The sequence below is a fragment of the Gardnerella lacydonensis genome (assembly GCF_048545055.1).
GTDB classification, from domain to species: Bacteria; Actinomycetota; Actinomycetes; order Actinomycetales; family Bifidobacteriaceae; genus Bifidobacterium; species Bifidobacterium vaginale_C.
Window position 1 is genome coordinate 1 of sequence record NZ_JBKQXT010000009.1, and the last position, 22,985, is coordinate 22,985.

At 44.1% G+C, this 22,985-nt stretch carries 16 protein-coding genes, 1 rRNA gene and 1 pseudogene; 1 reads left to right on the top strand and 17 read right to left on the bottom strand.

Going from position 1 to position 22,985, the window contains the following annotated elements; all coding sequences use genetic code 11:
* Positions 1-733, bottom strand: a pseudogene (locus ACJV45_RS06725) (hypothetical protein); the annotation flags it as partial.
* Positions 734-1,518: 785 nt separating this feature from the next.
* On the opposite strand from ACJV45_RS06725, the gene ACJV45_RS06730 reads away from it, so the two are divergent.
* Positions 1,519-1,731: a hypothetical protein gene (locus tag ACJV45_RS06730; RefSeq protein ID WP_419397935.1), complete on the top strand. Its 213-nt coding sequence runs from the start codon at positions 1,519-1,521 to the stop codon at positions 1,729-1,731.
* Between the two features lie 38 nt (positions 1,732-1,769).
* Here ACJV45_RS06730 and ACJV45_RS06735 read toward each other — a convergent pair whose 3' ends face one another.
* The 16 genes from ACJV45_RS06735 to rrf all read right to left on the bottom strand — a co-directional run bounded on the left by ACJV45_RS06735 (position 1,770) and on the right by rrf (position 22,983).
* Entirely contained in the window at positions 1,770-2,630 is an 861-nt protein-coding gene (locus ACJV45_RS06735) for a KilA-N domain-containing protein (protein ID WP_101890064.1), read from the bottom strand.
* A 548-nt stretch (positions 2,631-3,178) separates the two neighbouring features.
* Positions 3,179-4,624, bottom strand: a complete 1,446-nt coding sequence (locus tag ACJV45_RS06740) for a Maf family nucleotide pyrophosphatase (RefSeq protein ID WP_419397936.1) — start codon at positions 4,622-4,624, stop codon at positions 3,179-3,181.
* Positions 4,625-4,654: 30 nt separating this feature from the next.
* Complete coding sequence (thrB, locus tag ACJV45_RS06745; protein WP_419397937.1) at positions 4,655-5,731, bottom strand: homoserine kinase; 1,077 nt, start codon at positions 5,729-5,731, stop codon at positions 4,655-4,657.
* 89 nt (positions 5,732-5,820) lie between these two features.
* The gene (locus tag ACJV45_RS06750; protein WP_419397938.1) at positions 5,821-7,218 is read right to left on the bottom strand and encodes a homoserine dehydrogenase; all 1,398 of its coding nucleotides are present in this window, start codon (positions 7,216-7,218) and stop codon (positions 5,821-5,823) included.
* A 114-nt stretch (positions 7,219-7,332) separates the two neighbouring features.
* Positions 7,333-8,325: a CPBP family intramembrane glutamic endopeptidase gene (locus ACJV45_RS06755; RefSeq protein WP_419397939.1), complete on the bottom strand. Its 993-nt coding sequence runs from the start codon at positions 8,323-8,325 to the stop codon at positions 7,333-7,335.
* Positions 8,326-8,465: 140 nt separating this feature from the next.
* The gene (locus tag ACJV45_RS06760; protein ID WP_419397940.1) at positions 8,466-9,611 is read right to left on the bottom strand and encodes a D-alanine--D-alanine ligase family protein; all 1,146 of its coding nucleotides are present in this window, start codon (positions 9,609-9,611) and stop codon (positions 8,466-8,468) included.
* A 93-nt stretch (positions 9,612-9,704) separates the two neighbouring features.
* Positions 9,705-10,700, bottom strand: coding sequence for an NAD(P)H-dependent glycerol-3-phosphate dehydrogenase (locus ACJV45_RS06765; protein ID WP_009993976.1), 996 nt, complete (start codon positions 10,698-10,700; stop codon positions 9,705-9,707).
* A gap of 206 nt (positions 10,701-10,906) precedes the next feature.
* A complete protein-coding gene (locus tag ACJV45_RS06770; protein ID WP_419397941.1) occupies positions 10,907-11,788 on the bottom strand; it encodes a lysophospholipid acyltransferase family protein in 882 nt (293 codons plus the stop codon).
* A 34-nt stretch (positions 11,789-11,822) separates the two neighbouring features.
* Positions 11,823-12,695, bottom strand: coding sequence for an anchored repeat-type ABC transporter permease subunit (locus tag ACJV45_RS06775; protein ID WP_019261335.1), 873 nt, complete (start codon positions 12,693-12,695; stop codon positions 11,823-11,825).
* Positions 12,695-13,516, bottom strand: coding sequence for an anchored repeat-type ABC transporter ATP-binding subunit (locus ACJV45_RS06780; protein ID WP_248902252.1), 822 nt, complete (start codon positions 13,514-13,516; stop codon positions 12,695-12,697). The genes ACJV45_RS06775 and ACJV45_RS06780 overlap by 1 nt, the downstream gene beginning before the upstream one ends.
* A 16-nt stretch (positions 13,517-13,532) precedes the next feature.
* Positions 13,533-15,377 carry an anchored repeat ABC transporter, substrate-binding protein gene (locus ACJV45_RS06785; RefSeq protein ID WP_419397942.1) on the bottom strand — a complete coding sequence of 615 codons (1,845 nt, stop codon included), beginning with the start codon at positions 15,375-15,377 and terminating at the stop codon, positions 13,533-13,535.
* Between the two features lie 25 nt (positions 15,378-15,402).
* Positions 15,403-17,805 (bottom strand): choice-of-anchor M domain-containing protein, encoded by a 2,403-nt coding sequence (locus ACJV45_RS06790; protein WP_419397943.1) that lies wholly within the window; start codon positions 17,803-17,805, stop codon positions 15,403-15,405.
* A complete protein-coding gene (locus ACJV45_RS06795) occupies positions 17,798-19,186 on the bottom strand; it encodes a choice-of-anchor M domain-containing protein (protein ID WP_419397944.1) in 1,389 nt (462 codons plus the stop codon). The genes ACJV45_RS06790 and ACJV45_RS06795 overlap by 8 nt, the downstream gene beginning before the upstream one ends.
* A 13-nt stretch (positions 19,187-19,199) precedes the next feature.
* On the bottom strand, positions 19,200-21,599 hold the full coding sequence (locus ACJV45_RS06800; RefSeq protein ID WP_419397945.1) for a choice-of-anchor M domain-containing protein: 2,400 nt from the start codon (positions 21,597-21,599) through the stop codon (positions 19,200-19,202).
* A gap of 230 nt (positions 21,600-21,829) precedes the next feature.
* Positions 21,830-22,384, bottom strand: coding sequence for a cysteine hydrolase family protein (locus ACJV45_RS06805; protein WP_004125197.1), 555 nt, complete (start codon positions 22,382-22,384; stop codon positions 21,830-21,832).
* A 482-nt stretch (positions 22,385-22,866) separates the two neighbouring features.
* Positions 22,867-22,983: ribosomal RNA gene (rrf, locus tag ACJV45_RS06810) — 5S ribosomal RNA — on the bottom strand.
* Positions 22,984-22,985 lie beyond the last annotated feature (2 nt).

Here is a 22,985-nt window from a genome sequence, read left to right on the forward strand (position 1 = left end):
TATTATCAGCCTCATCCAAAGCAAGCTTAGCCTCATACACGTAATGAGCAGCAAGCTTCTTCTTAGCAGCATCAGACAAGTTCAACTTACCAAGATCCTTGATCTTCTCATCAGGAGTGGTAGTATCGTCCTTCTTGTCGTCCTTCTTGTCGTCCTTCTTAGGAGCCTTCTCATCATCCTGCTTTGGAGTACCATCAGGATTCTCCTGACGCAAAGTACCATCTTCCTTAAGGAATGGATGATATGACTCACCATACTGGGAATGCTCATAAAGATCCTCAGCAGCCTTAGCATCCTCAGCATCCTTAGCATCCTGAAGCTTCTTAGCAAGTTCAGCTGCAGAGAAATCATCTGTAGCCTTGCGTAAAGCTGCATTAGCCTTACGCAACTCAGCCTTCTTAGATGCAAGAGTTGCATTAGCTGTGTTCATCGCCTCAAACAAAGGCTTGCCGGCATTATCCTTCTGGTACTTTTCTTCAGTGTTTCCATCAGTCTTCAAGAATGCAGCAAGACCATCTTGGTACTTCTTGGTTGCTTCACTTGCTGCACTCTTAGCAGTTGCAACTGCAACCTGAGCCTCAGTAACCTTAGCCTCAGCATTAGTCTTAGCAGTGAAAGCCTCTGTATAAACAGCATTAGTGTAATCACCAGCGAATGCAGGGGTTGCCATTGCGAAGCCAGCAAGCAAAGTAGCGCCAGCAGCGAAAGCAGCGATAGCCTTCTTATTCATCATTTTAATTTCCTTTCTTCTTCTCCTCCGTGCAGGTACACGAAGAAAAATTCTAAATATCCAACAACATTTCCGAAACATTGTGGATAACCACCATCTAGAGCATCTAGCTAGCAGCTGTTATTAACATACCCCCCCCCCGTTTAAAAAAGTCAAGAGGCAGCCACACAAAACAAACAGAAAAAAATAATGTTACACACAAACTAATCCACAATAAAAACTATATTCACCATAATATTTGTGGCTTAACACTAATAAAACCGTAAAAACACATTGTTTCAAGGTTTTTAAAGAATTTTCCCAGACTTTTCTCAGGAAACTATTCAGACAAGAACACTAACACTATAAAACCATTGAAAAATCAACATTCCACTCAACCCACACACGCAACACGCCGACAACCCACCAACAACCACACTGGCAATCACGCCGACACCGCACAAACACCACACTGGCAATCACGCCGATACCACACTAACACCGCACTAACATCACGCCAAATGCCACGCTACAAGACAATCGCACCCAATTAAATTCCCGCGTTTGTTCCCATTTTTGGTGTTTTGGTAAACAAAAGCGGGCGAATCTACGACTTCGAGCTTAAAGCGTAGCGCGAGAAGTCACCTAGATCCGCTGAGCCGCTCAAACGTAAAGTCCAGTGGACTTTACGTGCGGCGAAGACGTGAGCGCGCTGTAACGCGCGAGCGATTTTCCCGAGATTGTTTACGTATTTGGCGATTTTGGGAACAAACACGGGATAAAAGAAACAAAACCAAGAACATTTTCCCGTGTTTGTTTACGTATTTGGCGATTTTGGAAACAAACTCGGGCAAAAAGAAACAAAACAAGAGAAGTCACTTCAATTCGCTGAGCTTGATAAGGCAGGTCGTCGTTCGCGCGGTCTAAGCGAAAAGGCAGGTCGTAGTGCAACTAGCGAATCCAGGCAAGAAATCGATAAGCGCGCAGAAACTGTACTGCACGCATACACTAAAACGAGGTAAATATCAGTATTAAGCGCAGAATTAAAAAGTGATTAAACTCAATTTTTTAGCACGGAATCCAAACTCTTTATTCCAGAATTATTCAAATTCTCAAGAGATAAAATCTGCGTTCGCGCCAAATTTCTAAGTTCCACCATTCGATCTGCCTGTGGCAAACCCTTAGAAATCAAAACAGCGTTATAGCTTTCCATATTCGCCAATACCAGAAGTTCATTAATACTCGCCTCGTCTCGAATGTTGCCTTTTGACTTAGGATTTGCATCTCTCCATTGTTTAGCAGTCTTATTAAACAGTGCAACATTTAACAAATCTGCTTCATTTGCATACTTATACATCAACTGCTCAGGAGTCAAATCCTTCAACAAATATTCTTTAATAGCATCCGTATGAATCTTGTAATTAATCTTCGAAATCTCACGGTTCAAATTCCAATTCAGTGAAAGCCTTGAGTTCTCATCAGATTTAAGTCTTTGATAATCTTTGATAATATATAGTTCAAATTCTGCTGAAATCCAAGCTGCAAACTTAAATGCTATATCTTTATGAGCGTAAGTTCCACCATACTTACCAGATTTAGAAACTATGCCAATAGCATTTGTTGATTCTACCCATCTTTTAGGAGATAAAGTAAAAGCATTAGAACCAGCCTCATTCTTAAAGGAGTCGAATTCGACCCCTTTAAAATTCGGGTTGTTAATACTCTCCCACAATCCCAAGAATTCAATAGTATTCTTCACTCTCAGCCAGTTTTTAACAACATCTTTAGGCTCTTCTTTGTTTTTATATCTCGCAATATCGGTTAAACTAACGTAATCATTCATAAAATCTTCCGTATAAACCTGAATTGTAAAGCCTTTTGCCTTAATAATATCTTTTTTAATATTTGACGCATTAGACATAATTTCCCCCCTAATTTTTACGCAAATCTACGCAAATAGTTGCTTTATTTGATTTGTTTACTTTATTTCTATGCGCTTAACACAAAACCCATGAATCACAAGCAAAATTACAAAATCAAGCACAAGCCATATAACATCTAACAACTAGTAGAAAACTAGCATGCATCAGCGCATAAACATAATTCTATAAGATTTCACAGATAAGAATCAACAAACTCGGATTATGATACAAACACACTACAAGGTTGCATAGGTCACACCAATTGAGGTAGAGATTCGAGATTTTTCGCAGCGGATGAAGCGAACCTCAGCATGAAATGGTGATTCGCTGAAGTAGCAAGAAAAATCGAGAATCTCGGCGATGAAAACCACGAAAAAGTTCTAGACATTCAGAAGGTTTGATGTATTTCTATACGAGCAATAAAAGAGGAGCGTAGCGACGGGACTTGCGAGGAGAGAAATACTCAAACCTCGCGCAACACCAAATAGGAAAGCGCTCGAGCACTCTAAACGAAAAGGCAGGTCGTCGCAATGCCAGCCTTGCGACGCTAGCTTCGCGAGGCAAGAGAATCAAGGCGCGCACGGAAAGACGGCCAATCAGTGCGCATTGCCGTAAGCAGCTTTAGCTTCGGCACATCATCAATCGGCACCCACTTGATTTCCATGCTCTCGTCGTCATGCGCGCACGGATTCACACAATGACCCAGCTTTTCAAACGCGAAAACCGTTGTATACCGCCAATTTCCGTGACTTTCGCAATACGCTCCAACAACATCAATATCTTGCGACGTTATGTTCGCTTCTTCAAACGACTCGCGCAACGCGCCCTCAATCGCGCTTTCGCCATCAGATATTGCGCCGCCAGGAATACCCCACGTGCCACCTTCCGCGCTCCAAAGCGCGCGATGTTGCATAACAACGTGAGTCACGCGCCCAGTTGCTTCGTCTCTCCTAGCAAGCAGCACGCCAGCCGCGCCATTATGCCCCCAATGCCTGCGCCCACAATCGCACATCACCCATCCGTCTCCTGGCTGATGCACATTTTCTTTAGGTACTTCTTCGGAAGTTGGATCGTCCTTAATCGCCTCGCCCTCTAGCTTGCGAGTATTCCACAAATCATGCCAAGCGTACCCAAGCTCGCAAACCATTTGTCTAAGAAGCGGCAAGCTAATGCCAAGAACTCCATGTGGATCTCCCTGAATTCCCTCAATAAAAGCTCCGCCGAAGCCTTCTAATGTAAAGGATCCCGCGACTTCCAACGGCTCGCCAGTTTCCACATACGCGCAAATTTCCTCATCGCTCATATGCGCAAAAGTCACGCTCGCACGGCTCACCTTGCACACGGTTTTGCCACTTTTTGCGTCTATTAAGCAATGACCAGTAAACAATTCTCCAGTTTTTCCGCTCATTTGCTTGATTCGCGCAGCAGCAACTTCAGGAGTATGCGGCTTTCCGTAGCATTCGCCGTCTAGCAAAAACATGGAGTCGCAGCCAACAATTAGCACGTTGTTGGAATCAGCAGAAGACTTATTCACCTGCGCAAAATCGTGAATATCAAAAGTCTTAGTAGGCACTTTTACGCCCGAAAAATCGCGAGTTTGCGCGGTATCTACATTGTGCGTTACATGCGATTGCGAATCGTTTGCTAAAGAGTTACTACCAGTTACAGAAGATCCAGTTACAGAAGATCCAGCAACCTCAGCAGCCTCAGCCTCCAGCGGATACCCCACAACCAAATCGCCACTAGCCGAAGCCGCTGCATTTGCAACAAGTTTCCACGACTCATACACCGCCAAAGCCTTTGCTCGCGCCAAAATCGAAACGCGCTCCTCGGCACCCATCTGCTCCACGCTAACGCCTCGCGCATTTGCAGCATCACGCAAAGCCGCTGGCTCATCCACCTCGCTCACATGAATCACAGGAATCACGCCTGCAGCAGCCAGCACTGCTCTACGCGATGGCGATTGAGAAGCCAAAATCAACGAAACTGTCATATTCCCTTCTTCCTTTTATATTTTTGCAAGCTACGCGCGAGAGGCGGTTACGCCGTGCGAGTCGATTTTTACGTGCAAAATTTTCCAATCGCAGCCACTTAAAAGCGGTTTCGCAATTTTTTCTATTTTTTCGCTTATATTAGTGGCGTTATTGGCTTCTACGGTTGCTGGCGACTTTTCCTCGTAGAACACCGCTGCGCAGGATCCAGCTCCCGAAATAGCAGCTGCAAACCCAGCATCTCGCAAAGTTTTTACTAAATCCCAAGTTGGTTGCATAAGACTTGCTCGGTACGGCTGGTGAATAGAATCTTGAGTAGCTGTAAAGAGCAAATCGTTTCTTGAAAGAGTGGTTTTTGCGCAAGAATCGCAAGAGTTGGCAGAATCGCAAGAGTTGGCAGAATCGCAAGAGTTGGCAGAATCGCAAGAATCTGCAAACGCGCTAAAATCTCCAAAATCACCAAATGCAATCGGCAATAAGCAAGCGCGCGAAACATTAAACACAGCATCTGCGTACGGCACTTTTTCTGGAAGCGCTTGGCGAGCCATTTGCGTTGAAAGAGTAAAGTTTGGCACAAAAATCGTTGCGCGAATCTTCTTAGAAACGTTGTATCGAACAGTGTGGAACTCCTCGCCATTCTTCCAGCTGGTTGTCAATCCGCCAAAAACCGCTGGAGCAACGTTATCTGGATGACCTTCAATAGCCGCTGCAAGCTCAAAAATCGCCTGCTTATTAAGATCCTCATTATGTGCAAAAGCCCAAGCCGCAGCCACGCCCGAAACAATCGCACTGGCGGAAGACCCCATTCCGCGCGCTTGTGGAATACGATTACGCGCTTCTAGAGTAAATCGCAAATGCGGCAAGCCAAACTCTTCACACGCTTTACGAAATGCGCGAACAACAAGATGCGTCTCGTCTTTTGGCAACGTATCTTCGCCTTCGCCGTGAATAATCACGCGAACATCTTGCGAATCATCAAGCGAATCATCAAGCGTAAAAACTAGCGAATCCGCATAATCAAGCGCAATTCCTGCAACATCAAATCCAGACCCAAGATTTGCGCTGGTTGCTGGCACGCAAACTGACACACTGTTGCATACTGGTTTCATTTCGCACCTTTTCTATTCGAGCAGCCTACTAAATTACTCAATTACTTAATTACTCAACTACTCAACTACTCAATTACTCAACTACTCAATTACTCAATAATTCGCAAAGCAAGAGGCTTTGCGCACACAACATCCACTTTTTGCAAATCAGCAAGAATTGCGAGCAAATCTGCCTCTGCGCAATCTTTTACAAGCACGCGCAAATCGCCAGGACCGCCAATTCCGCAAGCTGGGCAATCACCTTCGCCCTCATATTGAGTTTGGCACAACATTGGCAATCGCTTAGCACTAACTCCATGCGCCTCAAACACATCCATCACTTCGCTGCACAGTGCAAGCGAAGTATCCTCCATGCTGCATCGCACAACAAAATCCGCACGAATCGAGCGCGTGGAAGCCAAAGATTTGGTGTTATACATTGGCACGCTAGCATCGTTGCAGCCGCGCGCTATGTTTCTAGCGGCTCCAACAATATCTCCAACCACCGCGCTGGCTGTTGGCGCTCCACCAGCGCCGCGGCCGTAAAACATAAGATCATCCGCCGCTTGCGCTTTAACAAAAACGGCGTTAAAGCTGCCATGAACGGAAGCCAGCGGATGCTCTTTGCTTACCAACGCTGGGTAAACGCTTGCGCTCACCAACCCACTCGAATCGCAAGCAACCGCTGCAAGCAGCTTAATCACGCGATTTTCTGCACTTGCCGCAGCAATATCTTCAGCCGTAATCGCGCTAATTCCTTCAACGCTAACGTCATCAATGCTTATTGGCATCTGGAATGCAAGCGTTGCCAAAATAGCAGCCTTGTTTGCCGCATCAAATCCTTCAACATCGCCTGTAGGATCCGCCTCCGCGTATCCCTTTTCTTGAGCCGCGCGCAAAGCCGAATCAAAATCAAGCCCGCGCACCGTCATTTCGTCAAGAATGTAGTTTGTAGTTCCGTTTACGATTCCAAAAATTTGCGTGATTTTGTCGCCTACAAGCGACTCTCTAAGTGGACGCAAAATCGGGATTGCTCCTGCCACAGACGCCTCAAAGCTTAAGTCCACTCCATTTTTTTGCGCGCACTCGTAGAGTTCTGGACCAAACTTTGCAAGTAATGCTTTGTTCGCTGTTACAACCGATTTTCCGCATTCTAGCGCAGTTTTTACAAATGTGCGCGCTGGTTCCAATCCGCCAATTAACTCAACGATTATGTCTATATCTTCGCGTTCACATAAAGCTAAAGCGTCTGCGCTTAGAAGATTTTTGGCAATCCATGGAGCATCCACATCTTCTGGATGCAAGCATGCTACTCCTGCAAGTTCTAGTGGAGCACCGATTCTTGCGGATAGTTCAGAGTTTTCTTCGACTATTAAACGCGCTGTTTGCGATCCTACTGTTCCGGCGCCTAAAAGACCCACGCGGATTGGCTCAGCAGAAGAGTCGCCAGCAACCGATCCATCACTATGTTCTGCATTTTTTGCATTTACTGCATTTACCGTAACCATAAAATCGCCTCCAATATATCAAATAATCCCAAATAATCCCAAATTAATCTGGAATAAATCCAGAATCAATCCCTAATAGACCCGCAATCTAAATCACACTAAACGCGTTCTCGCTCACACAAAAAGCATTATCATATTCATAAGCACTGAAACCACAAGGAAACCCATAATGCCGATTGTTCCATAGAGCGCCTTTGTTCCAGCGCTCCCACGGATTTCAAGCGGCGATTCGTAGAATTCAAGATATTTTTTGCTCCTTGCTAACAACACAATTCCAAACACAAACATAACAATAATGAACATCGCGTAAAGACCGATGAACATGAATCCAGGAGCCAGATCCGCTATTTCTTGCGGTGTAAGATTCTCCACTTTAATTAAGTTCCCGTTTGAATCCATCATATTGTCGGAAATCCACATCGCTATAACGCTTCCTTGGAAATTCACAATCATGTGCAAAAATACGCTGTATCTAAGCTGCGATGTGCGCGCATACATGTAGCCGAACACAAGCCCCAGCCCAAAAGCGTAGAAGAACTGGAACATGTTCATATGGAACAGCGCAAACGCCAACGCCGAGAACACAATTGCGCGCTTTTCGCCATACACTCGCAGTCTGTCTATAATCTGCTTTCTAAACAGCCATTCTTCCACAACTGGAGCAAGGAAAACAACGAAAATTATGGTTTCCCATACGTTTCCGCCTGCCACTATGTCTGCAATCCTGTTTTCAGCTTTGCCGCCAGATATAAGCGCAGAAATCGCCAAACCTAGGTAGCTTCCTGCGTACATTATCGGTACGCTCACTGCGAAAAATCCACCAAACTGTCTGAACGTCATTGTGAATTTGCGTGTTTCTACCGCTGGCACTCGTCTTAAAACAAGCATCGCTATCGGCAACGCTATTAAGTATTGCGCAATGTCTGACGAAACGAAGGAGCTTAGCGAAGGACTTAGAACACCTTTTGGAACGAACAAGCCTATAAGTTCACCTATTAAAATAGTTGCAATAATCCAAACAAATAGGAATAAGCATAGCGATATACCAACATCTCCTTGACGTTTTCGCGCTAGATGGTACATGTCGTTATGCTGAGTTTTCCGCATTTTTACCTCTTCGTTTGTGTTTTAAGTTTTCTTTTAAATCTGATTTTATACAGACTTTAAGATTTGATATTTGCGCAAATTGCACAAATTCTTCGGTTGCTGGCGACTAATCCTTAAAAACTATGATTTCTAAGATTGTTTCAGTCTAAAATCACACCTTCAATAAGCTTTGTGATTAAATCACTGTAGCTTATTCCGGTTGCTTCCCAAGCTTTTGGATACATGGAGATTGGCGTAAATCCAGGCATTGTGTTGATTTCGTTAATCATTACATGTCCTTCTGGAGTAACGAAGGAATCCACGCGACTAAGTCCTCTGCCATCTGCCGCTTTGAACGCTGCAAGCGCTGTTTTGCGTACAAGTTCCAAAGTCTCTTCCGGAAGATTTGCTGGCACTTCCACGTGTGAAGCTGCAGAATCCATGTATTTGCTGTCAAAATCGTAGAACTGGTCTTCTCCAGCCTCGCGCTTGTCAAGCACAACTTCTCCAGGCCAGCTTGCCTGAGGCTCGTCGCCGTCGCGCGCCGCAAGAACAGCGCACTCGATTTCGCGCGCGTCAATTCCCTGCTCTACCAATACTCGCCAATCGTGCTTTGAAGCCTCATAAACGGCATCTGCTAAAGCTTTAGAATCGCGCGATTCAACTTTTGTTACGCCAAAACTAGATCCTGCTCGGCTTGGCTTTACAAAAAGCGGATATTCGAGTTTTGCAGCTTCAACTTGCTCAAGAATTTCGTTTGCGTATGAGTCGAAGTGATTTGCCGCGTCGCTAGCAAACTTTCGCACATCCAGTGCGATTCCTGGAGCAACATCAATTCCTGCTGCCTTAAAAAGTTGCTTAGCGTAATACTTATCCATGCACGCGGCGGATGCCAAAACTCCGCAACCAACGTATGGAACTTGCATCATTTCTAGCAAGCCTTGCAAGGTGCCGTCTTCGCCGTTTGGACCATGAAGAACTGGGAAAACTGCGTCAATATGACCTAAGCTTGTAAGCGTGCCATCCGACTCTCGCACCAAAAATCCGTCGGCGCCCTTTGCTGGGTCTAGCACAACATCGCGCGTTTCCGCGGTTTTTGTTATTACCGGAAGCTCTCCTTCTTCCATACGGAAGTTTCGCGGATCTTCGCCACCAACAATCCACTCGCCTTGCTTTGTGATTGCAATGCGCACGATTTCAAATCGACTTTCGTCTACAGCACTGAGCACTCCAGCAGCAGATATGCAAGAAATCGAATGTTCGTCTGCTTTACCGCCATACAAGAACACTACACGCTTTTTAGTCATTTTTTTCCTTTGAAAATTATTTTAATTATCTTAGTTATTTAGTTATTTTAGTTATTTTGAATTATCTACGCACACTGCTTATCAGGAGCTTCACTATTCTTCGCAAACATCTTCCTTAAAAAGCATTGCAAGCATTTCTTGGCAAGAGATTCCTTCTTCAAGCACGCGAGCCATTGCGCTTGCAAGCGGAGTTTCAACGCCTAAACGCTTGCCCATCGCTACAACCGCGCCAGTTGTTGGCACACCTTCAGCCACACCATTGCTTACGGCAGTTGCTTCCTCAACGCTCATGCCTTTTCCAAGATTTGATCCGAAAGTGTAGTTGCGGCTTAGAGGAGATCCACAAGTTGCCACTAAATCACCGAAGCCTGCAAGTCCTGCAAAAGTGCGAGAATCTGCGCCTTCCGCAACGCCCAATGCCGTCAACTCTGCAAGACCGCGCGTTTCAATCATCGCAGCCGTGTTTTCGCCGTATCCTGCGCCTCGAGCCATGCCGACTGCGAGCGCAACCACGTTTTTAAGCGATCCGCACATTTCTACACCGATTACATCGGTTGATACGAATGCTTTAAAGTAGCTATTTGAGCATGCTTTTGCAACGACTTCGGCATTTGCGCGATTTTCACACGCAACAACAGCCGCTGCGTGCTGCCTTAATGCCACTTCTTTGCTTAAGTTTGGACCCGATAGTGCTGCGAAACGGCTTCGAGGTAAGCTTAAAGCTTCGCACACAACTTCGTCCATACGCTTTCCTGTTGTGCGCTCAATGCCTTTCATAAGCGAAACAACAATCGCATTTTGCGGAATTTTGCCAGCAAATTCTTCGAGCGCAACGCGCGCAAACTGTGCTGCAATCGCCACGACTACAATATCCGCGTTTGCTACGGCTTCTTCGCGATCCCCAGTAGCTGTCATGTTTTCTGGCAATCGCTCTACGATTGGCAGTCTCACTTCGTTGCGGTGATTATCTCGAATGCCTTCAACAATCTGTGGCTCTATTGCCCACATTGTCACTTGATTTCCTGCATCTGCAAGCACTTGCCCAAACGCAGTACCCCAAGCTCCAGCACCCAACACCGTAACATTCATGTTTACGCCTTGCCTTTCGATTTATGAGTTTGTAAATTACTTTGGTCGTAAGCCATTTGTAGCGATTTACAACTAGTCAAGTTATAGTCAACTTAGTCAACTTTTAATCACACTATTACATAATTCTACACAGTGCGCTTTACGGATGATTCACAAAAGTTTTACGGCTTAATGAACCGCAAATTTACAGCCACTATTCTTTGACTCTATTCTTTGACTCTCTTCATAAGTCTATAGTCAAAATATCCTTCTGGTGCTTTTTCGCCGCGAATCTCTTCCATAATTTCCGTCATTCGCACGCGAATACGACGAGCTAATTCGGCAGCAGAGTCCATAGGAGGCAAATCACCCCAATTTTCCATATCTTTAAGAAGATCCGAATAATCAAGACGCGCATCGTAGCACATTACTACATTCTTCTTTGGCCATGGCCACCAATGATTGATGCTTGCAGCACCCCAGACAACGGCGCAAAATAGCGGAATTTGATGCCCCAGCCTGCGCGATGCTTCGAGCGCAATAACTCCGATTCCTGGCTTCATGCTCATAGGCCATTTTTGAGGGTCGCGCGTAACTGTTCCTTCTGGCCATACGCTAAGCGGCCTACCGTTTGTTAGGATTTTAATCGATTCTTCTTCGATTTCGCGCGCTTTTCCGCTTCTGCGTGGAACTGGTTGCATGCCAACAAGCTGGAACCATTTTCCTAAGATTGGCCAATGAGCGAGTTCTGCTTTTGCCATGTATCGCGGACGTCGGCCTTGGTGGAATAGAGACGTCATTGGCACGAAAACGTCGAACATTGTAACGTGCGTGCAAGCGGTTATAAACACGCCTTCTTCTGGCACATTCTCTAATCCCCATGCGCGCACTTTACAACGAGATCTAAGCACGCGAGACGTTCCTTCGAGAAGTCGCTCAGTTGCCTTTGGATTTTGCGCGTTGATTTCTGCCGTATTTGGCGTCCGCGCGCCCGTTGGGTAGTAGTAAGTAGGGTCAACTAACTTGTGTGCTCGCGCTAAGCGTTCTACTTGCTCATCACTGAGCGGCTTAACTGCGCTTCTAGGCGAAGGCTTTCCTTTAGATACCATACGTCTATTGTGCCGCAAACTATAAACCGCAATTTTATGCAACGACTGATCGTAGTTTCGGCACAATTCTCGCTACCAACCCGTGTTTAGGCGAGCACACCCACGCTAGAACAAACATAAAAGTCGCAACCAAAACGATTGTGCCGCCAGTAGCAGTGTCTAAACTCCAAGACAAGTACATTCCAATAATCGAAGAAGCGCACCCAATAGCAGGCGCTAAAATCATCATTTTTCCAAGCCTGTCGGTAAGCAATCGCGCAGTCGCCGCAGGCGTAATCAAAAGCGCTAAAACAAGCACGTTTCCGATTATTTGCACAGATACTACTACAGCAATCGCAACTAAAACGTATAGCATTCCATCCAACCATGCTACTGGCAAACCCATTGCGCGGCTTGTTTCTCTGTCCATTGAAACGCATACTAGCTCTTTGTGGAACATCATTAGAAGCGTTACGATTATTAGCCCTGTTATTGCTACTACAGCAATGTCGGAGTCTGGTATTCCTGTAATGGAGCCGAATAGGAACGATTCTAGGGATCCTGCATAGCCAGAAGCTTTTGATATTACTACGATTCCGAGCGCAAATGCAGACACAAAAAATACGCCGATAAACGAGTCTTCGCGAAGTCTACGATTTTGGCTAAAGATTGATACGATTAGCGCGGTTGCAACTCCTGCGAGCGCGCCGCCAAATAGCAAGTTTCCTTGCAACACAAATGCGATTGCAAGTCCTGGAAACACGGAGTGCGCTACTGCGTCTCCAATAAACGCCATTCCGCGTAGCACTACGTAGCATCCTACAACTCCGCATATTACGCTAGAAAGGCACGCCACTATAAGCGCTTTGAGTAAGAACCAAAGGTCTGGGTTTGTAAGGTCTTGTATAAAGTCGATTGGAGATAGCATTATTTTTCTACCACACTTTCATGCGCCATAACGCGCTCTACAGCTTTGATTAGTGGATTTTGCGCATCCACATGGAATGTTTGCACCCATTGATTTGCGTTTAATGATTCTGGAGCGCCGTCTCCTACTATGCTTCCGTCAAAAAGCATGATTCTAGAACACGAGTTTATGGATCCGATTATGTCGTGCGAGCTCATCAAAATCGCTTCTCCCGACTTTGCTAAATCCAAAAAAAGACTCGTGAGCAGCTCTTGAGTAGGCATGTCTAAGCCTGTAAATGGCTCGTCTAAAAGCAACAATCGCGGCTGCCCTGCAAGAGCACGCGCAACAAGTACGCGCTGCCTTTGGCCGCCTGAAAGCTCGCCGATTGTGCGATCCCTAAAATCCGCCATTCCTGTGCGCTCAAGAGAAGCGAGCGCTATCTCGTAGTCCTCTTTTTTTGCACGACGAACGTAGCCAATGTGGCGAATGCGGCCCATCATTACCACGTCTAGTACGGAAAGTGGGAAATCCCACGCAATATCGTGGCGTTGTGGCACGTAACCAACGTTACTCACTCGCGAATTAATCAAAGATTCACCGCTTTTATTAGCGTGCACTTCGAGTTTTCCAGTATGCGGAATCAAACCCATAATCGCGCGGAAAAGCGTTGTTTTTCCAGCTCCATTTGCACCAAGAAGTCCCACAAATTCGCCGCTTTTAATCGTAAACGAAACGTCTTTTACAATCGTGCGACTGCCGTAACTTACGATTAAGTTTTGCGCGCTTATAACAGTATTTTCGTCCATATTCGCGTCCATATTTCCCTTATTAATCTTCATAAATTCAACTTCAATCTCACTTCAAGCATTTCGCTAAAGAATCCGCGTTCGCTCGCATCATATCCGCATAAGTTCGCACTTTAGAATCGAAAGCGTCTCCATAAATCGGGCAAACTTTTACGTGCGCTTGCGCCGCAAGCTCTTTAAGCACAGACGAACGCGAGATCAAATTTGGCTCCAAAAACACAGCTGGAATCTCTAAATCGCGCAAAATCTGCTGCAATCTACGCCTATCTTGCACACTCGGCTCGCTCGAAGGATTAATCGTTACAAATCCTGCAATATTCACGCCGTAAGTTTTACCTAAGTACGCAAAAGCGTCGTGTGTTGTAACCAAATTGCGCTTCTCTTTTGGTATTGACGCCACTTTTTTGCGCATATACGCGTCTACATCTAGCAACTTGTTAATGTATCGGTCCGCATTTTCGCGATATTTACGAGCATTTTTAGCATCCACTTCGCAAAGGCGATCTGCGATTGTACGCACGTATGCTATGCCATTTTTTACAGATTGCCACAAATGCGGGTCAATATCTCCGTGAACGTGCTTTCCTAAAACTGCTTGCGGCAGCTGATAAATCTTTTGCCTTGCAGCTCCCAAAAACCTGTATCCTTGTTCGGCTGGTATCTCTTTTAGCGCGTTAGTTGGAACCTCTACAACCACATCGCGAGGCGCATAATACACGCGTTTTGGCGTAGTGGATCGTTTTTCTTGCAAAGTATCTACGCGGTACACAAATCCGCGTTTTGCTAAGTCGTAAGCTAAATCTGCATGACCCTTGTTCAGCACTACGCTAGCTCCACGCTTTTTGGCTATTTTTTGCGCATTTACGCCTACAGCAAATCGCATTTTGGTGTTTCCAAGGCTAGACACTACCTCGTTTTGCGCGTTTAGCATGTCGGCGTGCAATTCAAGTGTGTATTCGCCTGGCTTGCTAAATGCCCAGCTTAAATGCGTGTGCGCGTCTGCTGGCAAGTCTACGTGGTCTTCTGCGCTTATGCCGTTTGCGCTGTTAAAGTATGTTTCTACGCTTCCAAAAGTGCCAGTCAAGTAAGCAAAAAGAGCGCCCGGTCCGCTTACTTTTGTAGCTGTTAAGCGTATTCTATCGGACCTTTTCATGTTGTATGCGTTCGGCTTTATTACAGTTGCGCGACCTTCTTTTGTTGCAGTTGAAGGCGCATTTGATTGCAAAGATTGACCTGACTTTTCTAGTTGGCTAGCTTGCTGTGAATTTGTTTTTGTTTTATTGAGATTGTTTAGCGAAGCTAACTCACCAACCGCCGCCGAGGGCGATTCTTCCGCACGCTTTTGCGGATTTGCATTTGCACTGCCTTGCGCGCTATGCGCTTCCTCGCTCGGTTGCGCAGCCATGCGTTCTGTAGCAAGCCCTAGCCAAATTGTGTCTAAAGACACGTCTTCTACCATTGGAATAATATCTGCAGCGTACTTCACACTTTCTTCCGCAAGCTGAACATTTGGCACGCCTTTTCGCAAATTCGCATCTAAAGCTGTAATTACGCCGTGCTCCTCAAGCATCATGTAGTTACTAAAAGCTACATCCGCATACACAACATCTCGAATTGAACGCAAACGCGGCTCGTATGAATGCGGATCCGCGTTATCTGGCACAATCGCACTTACATTTGCAGCGTCTCCTGCAACATTCGCCACCATGTCTCGCAAAACGCCCGTTGTTGTTACAACGTTAATTTTCCCAGATTTTGCGTTATTCGCGCTATTTGCACGAAGCGCGTTGTTAGGCGCACCGCACGCGCCCAGCGGCAGCGCGGTTAAAACTGCTAGAGCAGCAGAAACCGCGCGCTTCACACTTTTTTTACCTAGTAAATCAACGATTTTCATTAATTTTACCAACGTTTTCTACGCTTTATTTCAAATTCATAAGTGCTCTAAATAAGCCTCCTGCAGGTATTAGTCCACGTTTGCGTAGAATAAACAATCCAGCTGCGCAAGTTCCAGAAATTGCTGTAATACCAAGGCTTAAAGCCGTGTATGCAACTACTGGCTTGTGTTTGAACAATCCTACTATTCCTCTAGGCTCTTCGCTTTTAACGCCGCTTTGCAAACTTTTTCTTAGACCTTTAACTCGTTTGGAATTGTATTTTGATTGGATGCCTTTGTTTGCATGATTTCCAATTCCGCCAGAAAGACTTACAGACCTGCCAGTTTTGCCTCGATTAGCGCTTTTCGATGCTCCAATTCCACCACCAAAGAATGACGCTCCCGAACCAGAGTTTCCTCTAGCTGCAGCTGCTAATGGCGTCGCGCCACTATTATTTCCAGAATTGTCGTTGTTATTGTCGCTGTTATTATTGTTATCTTTGTTATTTTTATTGTTGTTTTGTTTGTCTTCGTCGTCGGAGTTATTCTCAGAGTCATCATCAGTTTCATCAGTTTCATTTGACTTATCATCTGAATCTCCGTCTTCATCATCAACCTTTGTCGTAGAGCAGCTCATTGGCTTTTCCATTGGATCCACACCAATTGCAAAGTGGAAGTCTTTTGTAACTGTTTTTCCGTTTGCGCTTACAGCAAAAGTAATCGTATAATATCCAGACTTTGAGAAGTCCCAGTTTAAATGCATATGCGTGTTTGCTGGGATTGTATACGTACTGTTTCCACTGCTAGACATGAGTGTTTTAGCTTTTACACCAAGTCCGCCTTGCAACCAAATTCGCACACTACCTGGTCCTTTTACGGATTTAAGGCTGATTTTGCTTGGCTTGTGTGGGCTTAAATTCTGGTTACTCCAGCCAACCCACGGTACGCTATTTTTTTGCGTTTGTGGAAGTCGCCACACACCTTTATCTTTAGCTGATTTTCCAGCATAAAACACAACTTTGCTCGGGTCGCGTTTCACGTGGCTTCCAGTCACGTCTTCTTGTACTGCAAATCCTATTCCGTTACCAGTTGAATAGGTTGCTAAATCAACGTGACCATGCTTTATTACTAGCTTATCGCCTTGTAAATCCTTAAATTTTGAGCATTTTTTGACGGTTTTTTGCTTTTTGTTTTTACCTTTAGATTCGGTTTTAGATCCAGATTCGGTTTCAAATCCGTTACCACCTTCACTTTTCCCATTGCCATCTTCCTCGTCGGAACTTTGGTTCGCTAGTCCGCCATTTGGCTTGGCTCCAGGCCATGGTGTTACGTAAACTCTGTTATTGTTTCCGTTTATGACTATTGAAGTGGAAGAATCTTCATCATTTTCATCTTCATCTTCGTTGTCTTCAGATTCTTCATCTTCATTATTACTATCGTCGCCGTCTTCGTCACTTTCGTTTGCATTCTGATTTTCGTGTTTATTTAATTCGCCATCATCATCAGGATCTTCATCTTCTATGTGAGAAGATTTCCCAGTAGCACCATCTTGCATGTCTACATTAAACGTGTATCCTTGCGAATCTTTAAGTATTTTCCCGTCTTTTGTTTTAACTGTTACTTCTATACCCAGCACATATTTACCTGGTTTGGTAAACACCCAATTAACATGCAAATGCGTGTTGTCGTTTCTATAAAACTTGTGAGGGAAATCAGTATTAGGAGAGCCTAAAACAGGTATTACCTTACCGTGAGAATCATTCTCATAAACATACACTGCTCCGCCTTCTGGAATATCCGCAGACTTTAAGCGAAACTTTACAGCGGAAACAGTTTTACGAGGCAATGTTTGTGTTGTAAAGCCCAACCACAACATGTTATCTTCCTGTCCTTGAGGCAAAGCCCAAACATACTCGCTACTGTTATCTTTAGAAAGAAAACTTAATTCTTTAGCAAAATCAGATTTTTTTAATTTTGTGTTGCTTCCAAGCATAAATTCTATGCGATCAGAATTGTACCTAACACCATTTTTGGGTACGCCTGGGAAATAATCTCCTTGTGTGCCTAACACAAGCTTTCCGCTTTTATCCATATACACAGCAATGCCATCAGTGTGCCCCTTGTGCACCTTACACTTTTCGTATCGAGTATCTGGATCCTTTGGCTTACTGGAATCTTTAGCTACAACAGCGGCCTTGCAAGCTTCTTCATTTTCAGCTTGACTAGAATATTCATTCTTATTGTCAGAATACTGATTGGAAACTGTAGAAAAATCCTCTTGCTCGCCTTGATTTTGCTCGCCTTGATCAGCAGTCTCCTCTTTAGCAGCTTCACTCGCATACGCACTACCGCAATTACAGCAGCATATTGACGCTAGGAATCCAAAAGATATTATTGCGCTTATAATCGCGCTTATTAGTTTGAGGCAAATTAATGTTTTACTACGCATTGTTTTGTCCTAAATTATTAAAATCTGTGTTCGGTAAGATAGTTGTTTCCTCTGTAGGATTCACTAAGTCACTTAGTGAACTTTGATTTTCAACATACTGAGGATTTGGATTCATATAAGTTTGATTCACTTGAGGCTGAACATACTGTTGAGAATATGGCTGAGCATATGTATGTGCTGGCGCAACTGGCTGCACTGGCACATTAGGCTGAGCATACATTGGTTGCTGCGGAACGCCATACTGCTGTTGTTGTACAGGCTGTTGTACGTACTGCGGTTGCATTTGCTGCACTGGAGCCACCATTTGCGGTTGCGTTGGTTGCTGCATAGGAGCCATTGGCGAAACTTGCTGATTCACACCATGCTGACTAATCGCCTGCTGCTTTGCCTTCTTGCTTTTAATTACAGCAAATACAATAAACGCAATAATTACGATTGTTAGAATTACAAACACAATCATCACAATCTGTGCTATCGCTACTGTATCGTCAGCGCTACTAGCTTTCTTATGCTTTCTGGCGGAAGCACTGCTCGATTCGCTTCCTTCCGCATTCTCATCATTTTTGTCTGCGTCAGACTCTTCGTTATTTTCTCCGTCGTTTCCTTCGCTTGCATTCGATGAGTCAGACTGAGAGTGCGCGCCTGAAGATGCTGCTCCTGCTGCGCCAGATAACGCAGCTTGTGGATCTGTTTTTTCTCCCACTGCAAAATTAAGCACACGAGTGTCACTTACAGCGCGTCCGTTCTTTAGCTTTCCAGAGAACGTGAGTTTAACGTGGTATATGCCAGGCTTTGAGAATACCCAGTTTACGTGAGTGTGTGCGTTCGCTTCAATCCAACTGTTTTGTGGATACCCTTTAGTGCTATCCCATAATTGCTGTGGAGCATTATTGCCATTTTCAAGGTAGACGTGCAATTTTCCAGGTCCACTAACGCCGTTTAAAGAAAGGTTTGCTCCACGGTCTAGTTCGTTAAGAACTCCGCCTTCCTGCGTGTTCCATCCGAGCCATACCACATTAGAGTTTTGTGTTTGTGGAATCACATAAAGCTTTGTTCCTGGTTTTTCGCCGATAAAGTTGTACGTTGCATCGTTTGGCATAGGAACTATTGAGCTGTTGCCAAGTTTGAATACTACGTTTTCTGGGTCTCTCCACACTGGCTCGTCGCCAGTATCATCGCGAATTTGTATTTTCCAATTTCCGCCAGAAAGTGTTGGTCCAAAATCAGCGTGACCTGCCTGAATCATAACTGGCTGGTTGCTTGTTGCAGCTTTGGCGGACCCCATAAATGGAGACGGGAGTAGAGCCGTAGCTAGTAGCATAATTGCTGTGCATATTGATGCTATTATTGCCGTTGCTATATAGTGCTTGTTTTTAGTCATTTTTCTTCTCCTTCTACAACAACTTCATACGTGGTCTCATCAAGAAAGCCCCAGCTCCTGTTACAGCACACAAGCTCACGCTTGCAGTTCCTACAGCAGCAGCTACCCACTTTGTTTTGTGACTTTTCGCTTCTTGTTCTTCTTCTGAATCTTCTAGTACTTCTGAATCCTCAATGTTTTCATCATCAGAATTGTATGAAGCAGCTTTAGTCTTATTTGACTTTTTGCCTTTTTTACTAAGCAGTTTCACTTTTTTCATCTTCTTAGAATGTTTTGAAGAAGAAAGACCATTTGACAATCCACCTAATCCTTTAGAAGAAGATTTTGTGAAGCTTCCACTAGTATTTGCAAATACATTATTAGGATTAGCTCTTGCAACTAACGGAGTGGTTGCAGATTGCTTAAAACTGTTATTGTCAGAGTCTGACGATTCGGAAGAGTTATGCGAATTGGAAGAATCAGACGAATTGGAATCATCTTCGTTTTCATCTGACTTATTCTTATTCTTCTTTTTATCTTTATCCTTATCGTTTTTCTTTTTGTTCTTTTTAGAATCTTTATTATCTGACTCTGATTCCTTGTTGTTATTCTTTTCCTTTGATCCACCTGTGTTGTTGGATTCTTCGTTCTGATTGCCGTCTTCTATCTCATTCTGACTATCAGATTCATCGTTTCCATTAGACTTATTGTTCTTATTCTTTTTACGATTTTTCTTATTTTTCTTGTTCTTTGTTTTATTGTTCTTATTGTTCTTGTTATTTTTCTTATTCTTCTTATTCTTAGAATCTTTTGAGTTTTCAGGTTGCGCATGATCTTTTTTGCCTAAATTCTTTATATTGACATTCCAATCGCAAAAATCGTCGAAACCTGCATTCCTATATAGCGTTCCGTTGTCTAGCACAAGATAAGCGCGAACCACGGCATCCTGCATGCTTTCATCAATTGTTAATTCGCATGTGCTTCCGTCAGCAGAACCTTCAATATTTTTAAACTCTTTTTCGCCATCTTTTTTAATCATCCACTTGTATTTTTTTACTATGGATGTAGTTGGCTCTTCTGGATCAGAAGCTTCACCGTTTACAGTAGGCACTCGTGGGGAGAACAGTTTAGCTTTTAGATGAACTTTTTCTCCTAAATTAACCTTGGACTTTCCATATGCTTGTACTACTGGGCGTCCGTCAGCGCCATGATCTTCTACGACTATTGTTCCGAAAGCTCTATCTTTATCGAAAGCTCCGATTCCTTCACCTGTTAGAATCACGCGAACTTTCATTCCGTTCATCGCAGGTTCGGCTGGCAGCTTTAGCCTTTCACCTAAGAAGCATGATGCAAATGTGTCTTCTTGTTCGTCAGCCCTGTTTATACACCATTCGTATGATGGTCGCCTTATTTTTCCATCTTCAATATCTTTTTTGAATCCTTCACGATACGTGTAAAGATTCAATCCACCGCCTGGCTCATAGGAATGATAATGTGGGTGGCTACCTGTATTGCGAATCCCTAGTATGCACAGATTGCCATCAGCACAGTCAGAGTTTTCAGAAGGATCATCGTCTTTAGTGTTTGTATCCAAAACTGGAATTTCCGCTTTTCCGCGTTCTTTAATAACAGACTCAGATGGCACGGTATGATTATGACTTGCTTCAACAATAAAAGTATATTTGGCAGTATTAGTGGTTTTAGTTTCTTTCGTTGTCTTGTTCTTAATAACAGCGTACGCTTCTAATGTATAGGTTCCAGGCTGAGTAAATACCCAAGCTGCATGTTGATGTGTAACTTGAGATTGATGAATCACTCCTGGAAGCTCGAATCGGCTGCCTTCTTCTTTTTCATCATCTTTATCTTGATATTCAAATGATTTTGCTATGGATTTTTTATCCTTATTTTTTGCAGACTGCCATATTAATAGTTTTGCACCTTTAGGAGCTGTTACTTTTTGTATAACAATATCCGCTGATGCGCCATCTGGATTTTCCGCTCCAACAGCATATTTTGCTATAGACGTATCCCACCCTGGGAACAGCTCTTTATCTTGTTTATTACCAGATTCGTCTAAAAGCCAATAACCTTTTGATGCGTCGAATGGTAACTTGTTTGTGTAATTATCAAAATCTTGCGTATTGTATGATGACTCGCCAACCTTCATTGTCACATTTTCAGGCTTGTATAGCATAGAGTTGGCTTCAAAGCCCATTATTAAATCGCCATTATGCATAAATGGATAGAAGATGTCCATATGGCCGTTTGACAGCACATCTTTTGCGCTTGCCTCATACTTATAGGTAGTTTGTTCTTCATCCGCATATGCAGGATTTGCGGCACTGAACCCCGATACCAGCACCGCAAACGCAAGTATCGCAACGCCGCACATCGCGAACGCGCGTTTTACCATATTCTTAATGACCTTAGTCATGTTACTGTTTCGCTCTCTACACTTCATCTTCTCAAATTCGCCTATTCGCGCTCTTCTTTCACGAATGACTATTGAAGACATCTTTACAACGTCTATCAATAATAATAATGATTCTCATTAATAGTCAAGTCGACACTCCGAATAAACAAAAACGCTGGCAGCTCAAAGCAACCAGCGTCGATTATTCTCAATAACTATTTAATAATTATTTATATTTTTAGCTAAAGATCTTAGCCTTCTACAATATCTGCATTAAGACAAGTCTTAAAGTGGCGCAAAGCCCACTCGTGACCTTGAGGATCAAAGCTTGCGACAGCATCTTTGTGAACCACAATCTTGAATCCAAGATTATACGCGTCAACAGCCGTGTGAAGCACGCAAATATCTGTGCAAACTCCCACCAAATGCAGCTCCTCAATATGACGTTCGCGAAGTTTAATCAGCAAATCCGTGCCATTAAACGATGAGTAGCGAGTTTTATGAATGTAATAAACGTTGCTTTTATCTTTATTTGCCTCATAAAAATCACCAAGAGTTCCATAGAGCTCCTGACCATGAGTTCCAGCAATATTGTGAGGTGGGAAAAGCTTAGTTTCTGGATGATACGGATCGTTTAGATGATGCGTGTCGATTGCAAAAACCACGAATTCACCAGCGTCAAGAAATTCTTGCGATATCTCCGTAATTCGCTTCTCGAGCTTTTGCGCAGGCTCTCCTACTGTAAGCGAGCCATCACTTGCAACGAAATCATTCGTATAATCAATGTTAATAAGAGCCTTTTTCATACATACTTCCGTTTAATCAGTTTAATTGTGTTAAAGCTACACTTACACACTACTCTTTACGCTAACAAGATTCTTTACACTAACATGTTTCAGCGCAAGTGAGGTAGAGATTCGAGATTTTTCGCAGCGAATGAAGCGAACCTCAGCATCTTTGATGGTGATTCGCTGAAGTAGCAAGAAAAATCGAGAATCTCGGTGATGAAAGACACGCAAAAGTTCTAGATATTCAGAAGGTTTGATGTATTTCTATACGAGCAATAAAAGAGGAGCGTAGCGACGGGAGTTGCGAGGAGAGAAATACTCAAACCTCGCGCAATACCAAGTAAGGAAATATCGTTCGCGCTACGCTTTAAGCGAAAAGGTATGTCGGAGCGCACGGCTACTAATAGCCGTGAGGAATAGCGCGAGTAGACCGCGCGACGATAACCTAAACTTAAATAATAAAAAAGCGGGGAACAATCAAGTTCCCCGCCAAAAGAATAATGCGGCAGCGTGCTAGTCTCCCACACCCTATCGAGTGCAGTACCCTCACCGTGTCAGGCCTTAGCTTCCGGGTTCGGAATGGGACCGGGCGTCTCACCTGAGCCATGACCACCGCAAA